At 68.2% G+C, this 16,379-nt stretch carries 14 protein-coding genes; 2 read left to right on the top strand and 12 right to left on the bottom strand.

Annotation, left to right across the window (positions count from 1 at the left end; genetic code table 11):
• Window positions 1-4: 4 nt before the first annotated feature.
• The 11 genes from murG to ABV606_RS11030 all read right to left on the bottom strand — a co-directional run bounded on the left by murG (window position 5) and on the right by ABV606_RS11030 (window position 12,915).
• Window positions 5-1,096 carry an undecaprenyldiphospho-muramoylpentapeptide beta-N-acetylglucosaminyltransferase gene (gene murG / locus ABV606_RS11080; RefSeq protein ID WP_353987770.1) on the bottom strand — a complete coding sequence of 364 codons (1,092 nt, stop codon included), beginning with the start codon at window positions 1,094-1,096 and terminating at the stop codon, window positions 5-7.
• Window positions 1,093-2,343, bottom strand: coding sequence for a putative lipid II flippase FtsW (ftsW, locus tag ABV606_RS11075; protein ID WP_281487992.1), 1,251 nt, complete (start codon window positions 2,341-2,343; stop codon window positions 1,093-1,095). The genes murG and ftsW overlap by 4 nt, the downstream gene beginning before the upstream one ends.
• On the bottom strand, window positions 2,303-3,853 hold the full coding sequence (murD, locus tag ABV606_RS11070) for a UDP-N-acetylmuramoyl-L-alanine--D-glutamate ligase (protein ID WP_281487993.1): 1,551 nt from the start codon (window positions 3,851-3,853) through the stop codon (window positions 2,303-2,305). The genes ftsW and murD overlap by 41 nt, the downstream gene beginning before the upstream one ends.
• The gene (mraY, locus tag ABV606_RS11065; protein WP_353987769.1) at window positions 3,850-4,950 is read right to left on the bottom strand and encodes a phospho-N-acetylmuramoyl-pentapeptide-transferase; all 1,101 of its coding nucleotides are present in this window, start codon (window positions 4,948-4,950) and stop codon (window positions 3,850-3,852) included. The genes murD and mraY overlap by 4 nt, the downstream gene beginning before the upstream one ends.
• On the bottom strand, window positions 4,947-6,437 hold the full coding sequence (locus ABV606_RS11060) for a UDP-N-acetylmuramoyl-tripeptide--D-alanyl-D-alanine ligase (RefSeq protein ID WP_281487995.1): 1,491 nt from the start codon (window positions 6,435-6,437) through the stop codon (window positions 4,947-4,949). The genes mraY and ABV606_RS11060 overlap by 4 nt, the downstream gene beginning before the upstream one ends.
• Window positions 6,434-7,978 (bottom strand): Mur ligase family protein, encoded by a 1,545-nt coding sequence (locus ABV606_RS11055; protein ID WP_281487996.1) that lies wholly within the window; start codon window positions 7,976-7,978, stop codon window positions 6,434-6,436. The genes ABV606_RS11060 and ABV606_RS11055 overlap by 4 nt, the downstream gene beginning before the upstream one ends.
• A 25-nt stretch (window positions 7,979-8,003) precedes the next feature.
• Window positions 8,004-9,788, bottom strand: a complete 1,785-nt coding sequence (locus tag ABV606_RS11050; protein WP_281487997.1) for a peptidoglycan D,D-transpeptidase FtsI family protein — start codon at window positions 9,786-9,788, stop codon at window positions 8,004-8,006.
• A 132-nt stretch (window positions 9,789-9,920) separates the two neighbouring features.
• A complete protein-coding gene (locus ABV606_RS11045; protein WP_353987768.1) occupies window positions 9,921-10,634 on the bottom strand; it encodes a hypothetical protein in 714 nt (237 codons plus the stop codon).
• Entirely contained in the window at window positions 10,631-11,578 is a 948-nt protein-coding gene (gene rsmH / locus ABV606_RS11040; RefSeq protein ID WP_435415057.1) for a 16S rRNA (cytosine(1402)-N(4))-methyltransferase RsmH, read from the bottom strand. The genes ABV606_RS11045 and rsmH overlap by 4 nt, the downstream gene beginning before the upstream one ends.
• A gap of 102 nt (window positions 11,579-11,680) precedes the next feature.
• Window positions 11,681-12,112 carry a division/cell wall cluster transcriptional repressor MraZ gene (mraZ, locus tag ABV606_RS11035; protein ID WP_353987766.1) on the bottom strand — a complete coding sequence of 144 codons (432 nt, stop codon included), beginning with the start codon at window positions 12,110-12,112 and terminating at the stop codon, window positions 11,681-11,683.
• Between the two features lie 419 nt (window positions 12,113-12,531).
• A complete protein-coding gene (locus ABV606_RS11030) occupies window positions 12,532-12,915 on the bottom strand; it encodes a DUF3040 domain-containing protein (RefSeq protein ID WP_353987765.1) in 384 nt (127 codons plus the stop codon).
• 81 nt (window positions 12,916-12,996) lie between these two features.
• On the opposite strand from ABV606_RS11030, the gene ABV606_RS11025 reads away from it, so the two are divergent.
• Window positions 12,997-14,115: a polyprenyl synthetase family protein gene (locus ABV606_RS11025; RefSeq protein ID WP_353987764.1), complete on the top strand. Its 1,119-nt coding sequence runs from the start codon at window positions 12,997-12,999 to the stop codon at window positions 14,113-14,115.
• 192 nt (window positions 14,116-14,307) lie between these two features.
• On the opposite strand, the gene ABV606_RS11020 is transcribed toward ABV606_RS11025, so the two are convergent.
• Entirely contained in the window at window positions 14,308-14,622 is a 315-nt protein-coding gene (locus ABV606_RS11020; RefSeq protein WP_353988826.1) for an Rv2175c family DNA-binding protein, read from the bottom strand.
• 306 nt (window positions 14,623-14,928) lie between these two features.
• Here ABV606_RS11020 and ABV606_RS11015 point away from each other — a divergent pair, with 306 nt between their 5' ends.
• Window positions 14,929-16,323 (top strand): muramidase family protein, encoded by a 1,395-nt coding sequence (locus ABV606_RS11015; protein WP_353987763.1) that lies wholly within the window; start codon window positions 14,929-14,931, stop codon window positions 16,321-16,323.
• The last annotated feature ends 56 nt before the right edge of the window (window positions 16,324-16,379 follow it).

The raw sequence follows: 16,379 nt of genomic DNA, 5'->3' as shown, positions 1-16,379 counted from the left end.
TAACTTACGCGCTCAGGCCTCGGCGGTCGGCCAAGGCGTTCCGGATGAGCTCCACCATCCGATCGGCTCCGTCTCGTCGACCGGCGGCGTGAGCGCGTGCTGTCATATCGGCGACGCGCGCCGGGTCGAGCAGCAGCGGCACCAGGTGGTCGCGCACCCATGCCGGAGTGAACTCCTCGTCGCGCACCAGCAGGGCAGCGCCGTCCTCGACCATGTCGAGGGCGTTGTATCGCTGCTCGCCGTTGCCGACCGGGTAGGGAACGAAGACGGCAGGGATGCCGAGCGCCCCGAGTTCCGTGACGGTCGCCGCTCCAGACCGCGACACCGCAAGACTCGCGGCCGAGAGCGCAAGCTCCATGCGGTCGACGTACTTGACCAATCGGTACCCGTCGAGGCCGGGGTCATCGAGCTGGGCGCGCTCGCCGGTGAGATGCAGCACCTGCCATCCGGCTCCGAGCAGCAGCGTGACCGATTCGCGCACGGTCTCGTTGATGCGACGCGCACCCGTCGAACCACCGGTCACCAGCAGCGTGGGCCGTTCGGCGTCGAGCCCGAAGAACGCGAGCGCCTCGCCGCGGGCCTCACGCGCGTCGAGCGTCTCGATCTCGCTGCGCAGCGGCATCCCGACCACCGTTCCGTGGCGGAGCCTGGTGTGCTGGAAGGTGACGCCGACATGCTTCGTGAGCAGGCTGCCGAGGCGATTGGCGATGCCGGGTTTCGCGTTCGCCTCGTGGATGGCGATCGGGATCCTCTCGCGCCGCGCAGCGAGGTACGCGGGCGGGCAGACGTACCCGCCGAAACCGACCACGATGTCGACCTGGCGCTCGCGGATGATCCGCCGGGTCTGCTCGACGGTCGCGAGCAGCCGCTTCGGGAAGCCGAGCGCGGCCCGATTCGGCCGGCGGGGAAACGGCAGCTTGGGGATTGTGAGCAGTTCGTAGCCGCGCGCCGGCACGAGACGCGCCTCGAGCCCCTCGGCGGTGCCGAGCACGAGGATCTCCGCGTCGGGTTCGCGCTCGCGCAGCCGGTCGGCGACGGCGAGCAGCGGATTCACGTGGCCGGCGGTCCCGCCTCCGGCAAGCAGGTAGGTGGTCATGCAGCGCCGCCCCGTTCCGAGGCGGGTGCGCCCACGGCTCCGGTGGGCATGGCGCGATTGCGCGCGAGAGCGAGGGCCACACCGATGCCGAGGAGCGTCGTGATGAGCGCGGAACCCCCGGCCGAGATGAGCGGCAACGGCACCCCCAGCACGGGCAGGATGCCGAGCACGACGGCGATGTTGACGAAGGCCTGCGAGATCACCCACACCATGATCCCGCTGGCGACGATGCGGGAGAAGGGGTCGCGCTGCTGGCGGATGATGCGGACGAAGGCGATGGCGAGCACCACGAAGAGCAGGAGCACCACAGCGGCCCCGAGCAGGCCGAGCTCCTCCCCGATGATGGCGAAGATGAAGTCGTTCTCGGCTTCGGGCAGCCATGACCATTTCGTGCGCGAGTTTCCGAGACCGACACCGAACACACCACCGGAGGCGAGCGCCCACGTGCCGTGCTGCACCTGCCAGCACGTGTCGAGATAGTCGGTCTCGCAGCCGCTGAGCCATGCTTCGATACGCGCGCGGCGCGAGGCGCTGAGCTGCGCGAACAGCACGCCGAACATTCCGATGAGGATGCCCGGGACCACCAAGAAGCGCAGCCGCACGCCGGCGAAGAACAAACTGCCGAACACGATGGCGAGCATGATCACCGCCGTGCCGAGGTCGTTGCCCACGAGCACCAGGCCGATCGACGCCGCCGCCACCGGGGCCACGACTTTGAGCAGCTGCCGCCAGTCGTGCAGCCGCTCGGGCTTCGCCGAGAGCACCCAGGCGAGCCAGAGGCAGAGCGCAAGCTTGACGAGCTCGGAGGGCTGCATCGAGAACCCGGCGAGGCTCAGCCAGTTCCTGTTGCCGCCATAGCCCCAGCCGAGGGGCGTGAACACCAGCAGCTGAAGCACGATGCCGACGGCGATCCCGATCGGTGCCCATCGCTTGAAGAACGACACCGGCAGGCGTGAGACCACGAGCATCAGCGGCACGCCGATGAGGGCGTAGAGGCCCTGATTGGTGAAGCCGCTGAACCCGCCGCCGCCGTCTCGCAACGACTCGACGGCAGACGATGAGAGCACCATGACCAGGCCCAGAACGACCAGGAAGATCGTGGTGCCGAGCAGCAGGAAGTAGTTCGCGCCTTCGGCGGCGAAGATCCGCTTGATCGCGACCACGGCGGTACGTGGCTCGCTCCCGCGCCCCCTCGACTGCTCGGGCTCAGTGCTCCGGGTGCGGGGCTGTTCGGCCGAGGTTGTCATCCGAGCCCCCTTCCAGATGGCGGCGGACCGCTTCGGCGAAGCGCCGACCGCGGTCCATGTAGTCGGTGAACTGGTCCATCGATGCGGCGGCGGGAGCGAGCAGCACAGTGTCGCCCGGTCGGGCGGCGGCCGCTGCGAACTCCACGACGTGCCGCATGACCTGTTCAGTCTCCGGCTCATCCACTTCGTAGACCGGGAGCGCCGGCGCGTGTCGCCCGAACGCCTCGACCACGGCCGCTCGGTCGACGCCGATCACGATGGCGGCGGTCAGCCGTGCCGCGTGCCGCTGCACAAGCGGTGCGATGTCGACGCCCTTCAACAGCCCGCCGACGACCCAGACGACCGACGGGTACGCGCTCAGCGACGCATCCGCCGCATGGGGGTTCGTCGCTTTCGAGTCGTCGACCCAGCGCAGTTCATCAGCGACCGCAATGACCTCGGTGCGGTGATGGTCGACCTTGAACCGTCTCAGCGCGTCGCGGATCTCGGCCGGCGTCACGCCGACCGATCGAGCAAGCGCTGATGCCGCGAGCACATTGGCGACCGTATGAGGCGCGCCGAGACCGAGCGCCTGCAACTCCCCCACCGTCGTCAATTCGAGCGCGGACGTGCGGCGTTCCTCGAGGAACGCGCGATCGACGAGGATGCCGTCGACCACACCGAAATCGCTCGGCCCGGGCGCGCCGAGGTCGAAGCCGATGGCACGCGCGCCTTCGACGACATCCGCGTTCTCCACCATGCGAAGCGTCGCGACGTCGGCCTTGTTGTAGACGCAGGCCACCTTCGTGTTGTCGTAGACCTTCGCCTTGGCGTCACGATACGCTTCGGCGGAGCCGTGCCAGTCGTAGTGGTCGTCTGCGATGTTCAAGCACACGCTCGACCACGGAGAGAGCTCACCGCCTGGGTTGCGGTTAATCCAGTGCAGTTGATAGCTCGACAGCTCGACGACGAGCACATCGAATCCCTGCGGATCGCGGATGGCGTCGAGCACCGGGATGCCGATGTTCCCCGCCGGGGCGACGCGGCGCCCCGACTGCTGCACCATGGTCGCGGTCAATTGCGTGGTGGTGGTCTTGCCGTTGGTGCCTGTGACGCAGAGCCATTCGGCCGCGATGCCGCTCTTGTCGCGCAGGCGCCATGCGAGTTCGATATCGCCCCAGATCGCGATGCGCTGTGCTTCCGCCCATTCGAGCAGGGGGTGATCGGGATGGAATCCCGGTGAGACGACGACCAACTCGGGATCGAAGTCGACAAGGGCCGCCGGTGGGGCCGAGAGCGCACCTTCGAAGAGTCGCGCACCGATCACATCGAGGAGCCGACGGTGGTCGTCCGACGCCCGCTCCGCCAGCACCAGCACGTCAGCGCCGAGCTCTGTGAGGGTGTCCGCCACGGCGAATCCAGTCACACCGAGCCCGTAGACCGCGACCCGGAGGCCTCGCCAATCGGCGTGCCAGCTGGTGAGCGAGCTCAGGTCGCGGGGCTCGCGGGCGCCGTCGTCGAGCTCGGTCACCGGTTCGCCCACTCCAGGTAGAACAGGCCCACACCGGCTGCGACGCACAAGCCCGCGATGATCCAGAAGCGCACGACCACCGTCACCTCGGCCCAGCCCTTGAGCTCGAAGTGGTGGTGCAGCGGGCTCATCAGGAAGATGCGCTTGCCCTTGGTGAGCTTGAAGTACACGCGCTGCACGATGACCGATCCGGTCACGATGAGGAACAGTCCGCCGATAAGCACCAGCAGGAGCTCCGTGCGGGTGAGGATCGCCAGCGCCGCCAACGCGCCGCCCAGGCCGAGCGACCCGGTGTCGCCCATGAAGATCTGAGCCGGAGACGTGTTCCACCAGAGGAAGCCGATGAGGCTCCCCGCGATGGCGGCGGCGATCACCGCGAGATCGAGAGGATCACGCACCTCGTAGCACTTGTAGGCGACTGTCGGGTCGAGACCGGGGTTGTGGCACGCCTGGTTGAACTGCCAGAAGGCGATGAAGACGAACGAGCCGATCGCGAGGATCGACGCACCGGTCGCAAGTCCGTCGAGGCCGTCGGCGACGTTGACGCCGTTCGAGGTGCTGACGACGATGACGATCACCCAGATGGCGAACAGGATGCCGCCGATGACGGTGCCGAAGAACGCGAAGTCCAGCCATTCGATGTCGCGCACGAGCGACACCGCGGTTGAGGCAGGTGCGAGTCCGTGCTCGTTCGTGAACTGGAGCGCCAGCACCGCGAACACGACCGCGACGATGACCTGTCCGGCGACCTTCGCCCACCCGGTGAGCCCGAGACTGCGCTGATTGCGTACCTTCATGAAGTCGTCGATGAACCCCACGATGGCGAGGCCGACCATCAGCAGCACGACGAGCCAGCCGCTCGCCGTGTAGGGGACGCTCGGCGCGAACGCGTGCCCGAACACATAGCCGAGCACCGCGCCGAGGATGAACACGATGCCGCCCATGGTGGGCGTGCCGCGCTTCGTGTGGTGGCTCTGCGGTCCGTCGTCGCGGATGAACTGGCCCCACTCCAGGCGGTGGAAGAGGCGCACGAACAGCGGCGTCATGAAGAGCGAGAACGTCAGCGCGAACGCGGCCGCGAGCAGTAGTGCGATCATCGCTCGACTCCCGCGATCCGGTCGCCGAGGAACCGGAGCCCGGCAGACTTCGACGATTTCACGAGCACGACATCTCCTGGCCGCAGCATGGTCTCCAGCACCCGTTCGGCCTCGTCGATGGTGTCGACGAGGATCGACTCCCCGCTCCACGACCCCTCGAGGCCCGCCGCGTTGTGGATGTGCCGTGCTGCCTGGCCGACCACCACGAGCTGCTTGATGTTCAGTCTCACCACGAGCCGCCCGATGCGGTCGTGCTCCTCGTCGGCGAACTCGCCGAGCTCGGCCATCTCACCGAGCACCGCGACCGAGCGTCCCGCACCGTCAGCGGTCAATTGCGCGAGCGTCTTGAGCGCGGCGGCGGTCGAATCGGGGCTGGCGTTGTAGGCGTCGTTGATGACGGTCACGCCGTTGCGCTCGGGCAGCAGCTCCATCCGCCACTGCTCGGCCCGCGGCATCCCTTCGAGCGCTTCGATCGCTCGATCGAGCGGCACCCCGAGCTCTCGGACGGCGGTCAACGCGGCCAGAGCGTTCATGACGTGGTGCTCACCGATGATGCGGAGCTGCACGTGGTGCTCACCGGCATCGGCTGCGGAGCCGACGCCCCGCAGGGTGAAACCGGTTCCGGCGGCCGACGTCTCGACGTCGCGGGCGGTCAGACCGTCCGTCGCGCTGTGCCCGAACCAGACGACCCGAGCGCGCGTATGGTCGGCCATCTGCGCGACTCGACCGTCGTCGGCGTTGAGCACCGCGACTCCGTCCTCGCCGAGCGCCTCGACGAGTTCCTGCTTCGCACGCTGGGTCGCCTCGATGCCGCCGAACTCGCCGGCGTGTGCGAGTCCGACCTTCAGGACCACGCCGACATCCGGCTCTGCGATCGCCGCGAGCCTCGCGATCTCGCCCGCGCCGCTCGCGCCCATCTCGACGATGAGGTAGCGAGTGCCATGGTCGATGCGCAGCATGGAGATCGGTGCACCGACGTGGTTGTTGAACGACCCCTCGGGCGCGACCGTGGGCGCCTCTGCGGAGAGGATCGCGCGCAACATGTTCTTGGTCGACGTCTTGCCGTTCGAGCCCGTGATCCCGATGACGCTCAGCCGGCCCTCGGCGCGCACCCTGCGGACCACGGCCGACGCCAGCGCAGCGAGTGCCACCACGCCGTCAGCGACGACGATCTGTGGCACTTCCAGGTGCTCCTGCTCCCGCTCGACCACGACCAATGCGGCCCCAGCATCCACCGATTGCTCGATGAAGCGGTGACCGTCGGTGGTCTCGCCGGGCAGCGCGAAGAAGATCGAGCCGCGGCCGACGAGGCGTGAGTCGGTCTCGACCGAGCCGTCGAAAACGAGCGCGTGGGCCTCGTCACGGTGAGTCTCGGTCGCGGCCGCATGCGCAGCGGCGTGCAGCACCGACGATCGTTCTGCTCCCTTGGGGAGCACGATGCGGCCGCTCATGGCGGCGGCGAGTTCGTGCAGGGTGAGCGCGATCACGCCCAACCCGCCTCGGCGAGGGCGCGACGAGCCTCATCGCGCGCGGAGTACGGGGTCCGCACGCCGCGGATGTCGCGGTAGTCCTGGTGGCCGGGTCCGGCCCAGAGGATGGAGTCTCCCTCGCGAGCGAGCGACACGGCGACCCTGATGGCCTGCTCCGGGGGGCTGACCTCGTGGATCTCCGGCCGGTTCTCCGCCATGCGCGCACCCTCGATGAGCGTCGCCCGGATCGAGGCCGGGTCCTCGAATCGCGGGTGGTGGTCGGTGATCACCAGGATGTCGCAGCCTTCCGCCGCGACGCGTCCCATCTCGAGTCGCTTGCTCGGGTCGCGGTCGCCGTCGGCTCCGAAGACCATGATCGTGCGGCCGGTGGTGAACCGGCGAACGGAGGAGAGCGTGTTCTCGAACGCGTCAGCGCTGTGCCCGAAATCGACGTAGACGGTCGGGCCGCGATCGCCCGAGACACGCTCGGTGCGACCGGGCAGGTAGGCGACGATCCCGCCGTCGCGGTCGAGCACGTGGGCGATCGCCTCGAGCTCGAATCCGCCCTCGACCAGCATGACGATGGCCAGGCCCGCGTTCGCCGCCATGTGGCGTCCGATGAGCGGAACCCGTGTGGTCAGCGAACGACCCTCCGGACCGTGGAGCGTGAATTCGGTGTACTCGGCACGCTCGTCGAGCAGTTCCAGACGCCACTCGGCATCCGTGTCAGGCAGCGAGGTGATGGTCGTGACCGGCACTCTTGAGCCCTCGACGACCCGGCGGCCCCATGGCGTGTCGAGTGAGATCACCCCGCGGCGCGCGTGCTCGGGCGTGAAGAGCTCGAGCTTCGCCTCGAAGTACTCCTCCATATCGGCGTAGTCGTCGAGGTGGTCGTGGCTGAGGTTGGTGAAGCCGACGACGTCGAACACGATGCCTTCGACCCTGTGCCGGCTGAGGGCCTGTGCGCTGACCTCGATGGCCACGGCGCGCACCTCGTGCTCGCGCATCCGTGCCAGCAGCGCGTGCATCTCGCTCGCCTCGGGCGTGGTCAGCCGGCTCACGACGGTCGTCTCGCCGATGTGGCGCTCTGCGGTGGAGCTCAGCCCCGTGATCAGCCCGAGCTGCTTCAGGATCGCCTCGAGCAGGTATGAGACGGAGGTCTTGCCGTTCGTCCCCGTGGTGCCGAAGAGCAGCGGCGGGTTCTCGGCCGTTCGATACACCCACGCCGAGACGGCACCGAGTGCCGCGCGAGGCGAGTCGACCAGGATGATCGGCAGCCCGCTGCCCGCGGCGAGTTCCGCTCCGCGCTCATCGGTCAGGATGGCGACCGCTCCCCCATCCCGAGCCTTCTCGGCGAAGGACGCGCCGTGCGCGTGCGCGCCCTGCACGCCGACGTAGAGGTCGCCGGGCTGCAGATCGTCGGTGCTCAGCGTGACACCGGTCACCTCGAGGCCGGCGAGCGAACCCCGGTGCTCGAGACCGAACTCGATGACGAGTTGAGAGAGAGAACAGGATGAAGGATGCTCCGGTCGCAAGACCGGTGGTATCCGTGAGGTCACGTCGTTCACTTTCTTGGGCTGCTGCTCACCATGTCAGCGGTATGTTCGGGGCCGGCACGGTGGAGGGGGTGACGCGGTACGTCGTGAGCACCTGGGTCATGATCTTCTTGAACGTCGGCGCCGCAGCAGCCGACGTCTTCATCGTATCCGGCTTGCCGATAGTCACCACGACGACGTACTTCGGGTCTTCGGCCGGGGCCAGCCCGGCGACCGAGACGATCCGCTGGCCGCCGTAGCGCCCGTTCTCCGCGACCTCGGCGGTGCCGGTCTTGGCTGCAACACGATACCCGGGGATCTGTGCGTTATGCCTGAGGCCGCCCTGCGAGATGACGTTCTCGAGGATCTGCACCGTCTCGTCGGCGGCCTTCTCCGAGACCACCCGCACACCGTCTGTGGGCGGAAGATGATCGATCGTGCCGTCCGGGTGCTCGCATCCGGTGACGAGGGTCAGTGGCATCCGCACTCCCCCATTCCCGAGCGTCTGGTAGATGCTCGCGACCTGCGCACTCGTCGCGGTGATGCCCTGACCGAACATCTCCGTGTAGTTCGTGATGACGTCGAGGGCCGCGGGGTCTGTGATCTTGCCGGCATCCTCCCCGAGGAACCCGACGGCCGTCTTCGAACCGACGCCGAAGGCCTCCATGTATGCGTGGCGCTTCTCCGCGCTCATCATGTCGGTCAGCACCGAGATGCCGGTGTTCGAGGAGTTCGCGAGGATGCCTGCAACCGTGTACGGCAGGTCGTCGTGCGCCCACGCGTCGGTGATTTCGCCGTAGCCGCCGGGGATGGTGAACCGTCCGGGCGCGATGAGCTTGGTGGTCGGGCTGACCAGCCCCGCGTCGATCATCATCGCTACGGTCATCGCCTTGAAGGTCGAGCCGGGCTCATAGGGTGCGGTGAACAGGCGCGAGCCGAGGTCGTTCACGTTGCTCGCGTTGACATCGTTCGGGTCGACGCTCGGCCAGTCGGCGGCGGCGAGGATGTGCCCGTTGTCGACCTGCACGACGGTCGCTGTGGCCCACTCCGCGCCGACCGCCATCGCCTGCTCGGCCAGGGCCTGCTGGGCGAACCACTGCAGATCGGAGTCGATCGTGAGGTGCAGTGTTCCGCCGTCGACCGCTTCCTCCTGCACGACGGTGCTCCCGGGCAGCCTCACGCCGTCGCCGCTTCGCTCGTACGTGGAGCTCCCGTTGGTCGCGGCGATGCACGTGTCGGCGCTGTACTCGAGCCCCGCCTGCGGCCCATCGGTGCCGATGAAGCCGACGAGATTCCCGGCCACAGCGCCATTCGGGTAGGTGCGGCTCGGCCGGTTCTCGAAGTACACCCACGGGATGCGGAGTGCCTGCACCTTGCCGAGCTGCTCGCCGGTGATGCCCTTCTCGACGAGCATCCAGAGCGAGTCGGGTGTGTCGCGCAGCGCATCGTGCACGAGCGTCTTGAGCGCCGCGGCATCCTGCCCGGTGATCGCGGCGATCTCCTCGAGGGCGCGATCGACGCTGATGGTCAGCGTCGTACCGTCATCGAGCCGGCGCTTGAAGTCCCTGATGTTCGCCGGTGCCGCGGTGATGTCGTAGCGCATCACGCTCGCTGCGAGCGGCACGCCATTGCGATCGATGATGTCGCCGCGCGTGCCGTAGGTGGTGACGGGGATCGAACGATTGCCCTCGGCCTCAGAGTTGAGTTCTGCGGCGCGCACGACCTGGATATCGACGAGTCGCACCACGAACCCGAGAGCGAGGATCATCACGGCCAGCAGCGATACCGCGAGTCGAGCACGGTTCCGTCGTGCAGGGCTGGCCTGAACTCTCACCTGACTCCGCCTCCCGGGTGCTTGAATCGTGCCGTCATCGGTAGTCGTGTTGTGTGCCCCGACCGACGAGCGACGTGGGCGTTCGGCCCTCGGCCGACTTGATCGCGCCTCGCGCAATGACGAAGCGACCGGTCAGTGGGTGTTCGGCGTCGGCAAGCCGCTGGTGCTCGACGATACTGAGCCGGCGACTGCCGAGCCGCTCGACGCGCCTGCGGCCGCCGGATCGGAGGTCGCAGCCGCGCCGGATGCACTTGCCGCGCCTGAGGCAGATGCGTCACCGACGACGACCCACGTGCCGGGAGCGGGCGCTGCCGGCGGCGCCTCGTCGAGCGCGCCCGCCGCGGCGACGCCCTGGCCGGCGAGCACTCCCTGCTCGAGCAGAGAGTTGGCAACGAGCAGCTGACCATCCGGGCCGGTCACCGCTCCAGCGGCAACGCCCGCGCTTGCAGGTGCCCCGAGCACGGCGCCGTCGCTCAAGCGCAGGAACGCCGGGGTGGTGGCGTTGCGCATGCCGAGGGACTCGGCGCTGGTCGCGAGCAGTTGCGGCGAGCTGAGCAGATCGAGTCGCTCGGTGAGCGTCTCGGCCCGGCGATCCAGCTGCTTCTGATCGCCCTGCAGCGCCGAGATCTGGTACGCGCCCTCTCCCAGCGCGATGCTCATGAGCAATTGGGCGATGAGGATGCCGAAGACTCCCGCGACGGTGATCGCCGCGTACAGCGTCCGCGGCCTCGCTTTCCGCTGGTCCCGCGAGGGCGCAACCTCGACGGCGCGCAGCGGCGCGCGGCCGGGGATCGCGGGAATGGGAGTCGTGGGTTGCGGCTCGGCGAGTACGCGTGCGAGGTTCATGCGGTGCTCCTGATCCTCATTGCCGCGCGCAGGCGCACCGGGGTCGCGCGCGGGTTGAGCTGCTGTTCTTCGGCGCTGGCCCGTTCAGCCCCTCGCGTGAGCAGGCGGAACGCCGGCTTGTGCTCGGGCAGTTCGACGGGCAGCCCCGCGGGTGCGCTCGAGGTCGTGCGCGCTTGCAGTTCGCGCTTCACGATGCGGTCCTCGAGCGATTGGTACGACATGACGACGATGCGTCCGTCCACGGCGAGTGAGTCGAGCGCGGCGGGAATGGCGCGCTTGAGCACCTCGAGCTCTTGGTTGACCTCGATGCGCAAGGCCTGGAACACGCGCTTGGCAGGGTGCCCCGCGCGCTGAACGGCTGCAGGAGTCGCCGCCTGGATCAGTTCGACGAGTTCCGCCGAGGTCGTGAACGGGCGAGTCTGGCGCTGCTCGACGATGCGCCGGGCGTAGCGGCCGGCGAGGCGCTCCTCTCCGTATTCGAAGAAGATGCGGCGCAGCGCGTCCTCGCTGTACTCAGCGAGGACGCGCGCCGCCGTGAGCTCGCTCGTCATGTCCATGCGCATGTCGAGCGGCGCGTCCTTGGAATAGGAGAACCCGCGGTCGACGCGGTCGAGCTGGAGCGATGAGACACCGAGGTCGAACAGGATGCCGTCGACCGCGCGGATGCCGAGAGAGTCGAGGGCCTCAGGCATCCGGTCGTACACCGTGTGCACGAGGCGCGCGCGGTCGCCGAAGCGAGCGAGCCGTTCACCTGCGAGCCGAAGGGCGTCGGGGTCGCGGTCGAGGCCGACGAGCGTCACCCCGGGGAAACGCTCGAGCAGGGCTTCGGAGTGGCCGCCCATCCCGAGCGTCGCGTCGACGACGACCGCGCCCTCGTGCTGCAGGGCGGGCGCGAGCAGCTCGACGCATCGCTCGAGCAGTACGGGGATATGCAACTGGGCCATAGCGTTCGGGTCGTGATCCTGTGGAGTGATCCCCATCCATTCCGACCTGTCACCGGGGAAGGTGCGACAGGGCGCTGAACGGCTGGGAGTCACCTCACAGGGTCAGAAGAGTCCCGGAATCACCTCCTCCTCGGTGTTGGAGAAGGCTTCCTCCTGGGCCGCGTAGTACTCGTTCCAGGCTTCGGTCGACCAGATCTCGGCGCGGTTGCCGGCGCCGATGACCGTGAGGTCACGGTCGAGCTGCGCATAGTCGCGCAGCATCGGGGGAATCGTGATGCGGTGCTGCTTGTCAGGCACCTCCGAGCTCGCCCCCGAGAGGAACAGGCGCAAGAAGTCTCGCGCCGCGCGGCTCGTGAGCGGTGCCTCGCGGATCTTGTCGTGCTGCGCTTCGAAGCCCTCGTTCGAGAAGACGTAGATGCAGCGCTCCTGGCCACGGGTCAGCACGACTCCGTCGCCGAGCTCGTCTCGGAACTTCGCGGGAAGGATGATGCGGCCCTTCTCGTCGAGCTTGGGGGCGTACGTACCGAGGAGCACTGCGTCACCCCCTTCCGCCGGCCCACGGGATTCAATGCCTCCACTTTACTCCACTCTCAACCACAACTCTAGGGTTTTCACTGTTTTCGCCGCCCCAATTTGGGGTTTAGCCCTGGATTGGCGCGGTGGAGCGCGGTGGAGGGGCATGCGGCCGAACGCGGAGCTGGGCTCGCACGTCCGGAGGCAGCACAGCGCGCGACGGTCAAGCGCACGCGAGGGTTTGCTGCAGCCGCGCGGGATGCAACCATCGCGTGTGCAGCGAACCCGCACGGCAAGGCGTTAGCGGCAAGGGGTTATCGGCATATGGGGTTACCGGCAAGGCCGGGCCGGGCCGGGCCGGGTCGGGCCGCGCCGAGGCCGCGTGTTAAACCAGAACGCCGGCCCGAAGGCCGGCGTGGTTCGAAGTGGAGGGATGCGGGTCAGCGCCCGTCAGCGCGACGGTCCCACCGATCGTTGAGGTTGTCCATGAACGAGCTGGACCCTGACTTGCCCGAGCCACCGGGCTTCGACGCATTGAATCCGGAGGAAGGCTTGCGCTGCAGCTTCCGCGGCGGCGCGACGATCAGCAGCACGCCCGCGAACATGAGGATGAAGCCGAGCACGCCCACGATGGGTTGGCTCAGTGCGACGCCCGCGACGAGCACGCCGATCCCGGCGAGCACCATGAGCGCGCCGACCACGATGATCGTGTAGTTCGGCTTGCCTCGGTGCGACCCGACCGTCGCGACGAAATCCGCGTCGTGCTGGTAGAGGCTTCGCTCCATCTCCTCCAGGAGACGCTGCTCCTGCTCAGACAGTGGCATCTCGCACCCCCTCTTGCTCGGGCTCGACGCGTGGTGTTGTGCACCCAATTGTATGCGCGCCCCCAAGGCTAGGCTAGGCAGGTGGCTGAGAGTACGCGGTTAGTTGACCTTGTTCAGCGCGAACTCGACCGCTTCCTCGCCGACCACCACGACCGTTTGCAGGCCATCTCCCCCGACCTCGACCCGTTCATCGAGTTCAGCCGGGCGCTGCTCAGCGGAGGCAAGCGGTTCCGCGCGCTGTTCTGTTATTGGGGCTGGCAGGCGGTCACCGGCTACGACGAGTTCGACCCGCTCGCCGAGCCTTCGGAGCACCCAGATCTCAATGCCGCGGTCAAGGCGTCGGCCGCGCTCGAGCTGTTCCACGCGGCGGCTCTCGTGCACGACGACATCATGGACAACTCCGACACCCGCCGGGGCATGCCCTCCGCGCATCGGCGCTTCGAGTCGCTGCACGCGGGCGCCGAGTGGCAAGGCAACGGGCGACACTTCGGACAGTCAGGAGCCCTGCTCCTGGGCGACCTGCTGCTCGGCTGGAGCGATGAACTGCTCGACGACGGCCTACGATCACTGCGCAGCCCGGATGCCGCGCACTCGGCACGCGCGGAGTTCACCCGCATGCGCGCAGAGGTCACCGCGGGCCAGTACCTCGACATGCTCGAGGAGGTGAGCTGGCGGCACGGCGACGAAGCGGATTCCCTCGAGCGCACCAGGCGCGTGATCGTCTACAAGTCGGCCAAGTACACGGTCGAGGCCCCGCTCGCCATCGGCGGCAGTCTCGGTGGCGCTTCGCTCGCCCAGTTCGCGGCCCTGCGGGACTTCGGGCTCCCGCTCGGCGTGGCCTACCAGCTGCGCGACGATGTGCTCGGCGTGTTCGGAGACGAGCACATCACAGGGAAGCCATCGGGCGATGACCTGCGCGAGGGCAAACACACGACGCTGATCGCGATCGCACGGCGCCGGCTCCCCTCACCGGCTCGAAGACTGCTCGATGAACTGCTCGGCGACCCGTCGCTCGACCAGCATCAGATCGAGATGCTGCAGACCACCATTCGTGACAGCGGCGCGCTCGCCGATGTGGAGCACCTGATCGCCGATCACGTCTCCGAAGCCGTCGCTGCACTCGACGGCGCACCGTTGAGCACCGCGGCGACTCGTGAGTTCAGGCGCCTCGCCGACTCGGTCGCCAGCCGCGAGTCCTGAGGCACGCGACTTCCAAGGCCGGCCGGCGCCTCACCACACTTCCAAGGCCGACTGGCGCCTCCGACGCGCGCAACCCGAGGTGCCGCTCTGTCCGCCCAGGAAGCACGCGGGCGGCCGCATCCTCCACGCGGACGCCCGCATCCCCATTGGCGCGTCAGCTCCTCACAGACGCGTCAAACGTCTACCGGGGGCTCAGAAGCCGAGCGCTTGAGCGACGCGGCGCACCTCAGACCGACGCCCGGCTCGGAGCGCGTCGATCGGCCGCGCGCCGAGTACCTCGTCGTGCTCCAGCAGCCAGCGCATGGCCTCGTCGTCGGAAAAGCCGGCGTCGGCGAGCACGAGCAGCGTGCCGCGCAGCTCCTTGAGCGGAGCCGCGCCGTCAAGGAACAGCGCGGGCACCTTGAGCACGCCGTCGACGCGCGTGGCGAGCAGGATCTTCTCCTCGAAGAGCCGTCGCACGCGGCCGGGCGAGACGCCGAGGAGCTCGACGAGGTCAGGGACGGTCAGCCACGCGTCGCCGTCGGTCGCCTCAGACGATCGGTGCTCGGATGCCGTGGGCTCGGGGTTCGGGATGCTGCTCTCGGTGACGTCGGGGTCGACTGCACTGGGTGTTTCGGTCACAACACAAGGGTGCCACGCGGTACCCCGGGCACGGCGAGCCTCTTTATGTTACGAACGCGTTAACTCAAATCACATCGGTATCAATAGGCACTCTGATTGACTTGAATAATCTTCTGTGACACGTTTGAGCGTGTGCGCCGATTCGATGTCGTGCGCCGACTCGGGGCCGCGAGCAGGAGCAAGGGACGCGACATGGAGCAGAACCAGCACTCGACGACGAATGCGCACCGTGTGTTCGCCGGCCTCACGCCGGGCGTTGCGTCGCAGCCACTCCCTCGCTCATCGCGGATCGACTCATACGCGTTGAGTCGCAGCCTGCTGAACACCGTGCCGATCGTGGTGGCCGGCTCAGTCGCCGTCACGGGCATCAGCGCAGCCCACGGGCTGGAACAGCGCGACCACGAACGACACGCGCACTCCGAGCGGGGCACCTCCTCGGCATCCGTCGATTCCGCCGCCGAACGTGCACGCGCGAAGCAGCAACTGCGCGAGGCCTTCGACCAGGCGATCGCGGGTGCTGTCGCACCGGACTCGGTCACGACGGGAAGCCTCGCCGCTGCTGCCGCCCCCTCGACCTACCGCGTCGTGTCGGGCGACACGGTGAGCGGTATCGCCGCGAAGTTCGGGCTGTCCACGGCATCCGTACTGGCGATGAACGGTCTGGGATGGAAGTCGCTGATCTTCCCCGGCCAGGTGCTGAAGCTCGCCAATGGAACGACCGCCGCGCCGAAGCAGGCGCCGGCGCCCACCGCCGCCGTCTCCTCCGGCAGCCGCTACACGATCAGGACCGGCGACACGATCAGCGGCATCGCCGCCCGCCACGGGCTGTCGACGCAGACGCTGCTGTCTGCCAATGGCTTGAGCTGGTCGAGCATCATCTACCCGGGCCAGACCATCGCGATCCCGGGGCTCAGCGCCGCTTCGGTCGCCGCTCCGACCGTCTCGGCGCCGACCCCCGCCGAGCCCACCACGCCCGTCGTGAGCGGACCCTCGACCCTCGCGGGAGGCACGTACACGATCGTTCGGGGCGACACGCTCACCGCGATCGCCCAGAAGACCGGCGTGACGCTTCGTGCGCTTCTCGACGCCAACGGTCTGACGTCGTCGAGCATGATCTATGCCGGTCGCACTCTGACCATCCCGGCTGCAGCGGTGGTTCAGACCGGCGAGACCGTGACCCCGCTGACCGCCGAGATGCGAGCCAACGCGCGCATCATCGTCGATGTCGGCCGTTCGCTCGGCGTGCCCGAGTACGGCATCGTGATCGCGCTCGCCGCCGCGATGCAGGAGTCGAGCCTGCGCAACATCGACTACGGCGACCGCGACTCGCTCGGCCTCTTCCAGCAGCGGCCGAGCGCCGGGTGGGGCACTCCCGCCCAGATTCTCAACGCGACCCACTCCGCGAAGCTGTTCTACGGAGGCCCGCAGAACCCCAACCGGGGCGTGACGCGTGGCCTGCTCGACATCCCCGGCTGGCAGGATATGACCCTCACCAAGGCCGCCCAGGCGGTGCAGGTCTCGGCTCACCCGGAGGCGTACGCCAAGTGGGAGACGAGCGCCCGCGCCTGGTACTCCGAGTTGCGCTGAACGGGGCGCGCATGAGTGCCGTTCAGCGCACAGCGTCGCTCCCCGTATCATCAGTG

Origin of the sequence: Ruicaihuangia caeni (assembly GCF_040536845.1) — a bacterium.
GTDB lineage: Bacteria > Actinomycetota > Actinomycetes > Actinomycetales > Microbacteriaceae > Ruicaihuangia > Ruicaihuangia caeni.
Note: the sequence above shows the minus strand (reverse complement) of the source record. Positions and strands in the feature narration are given on the sequence as shown.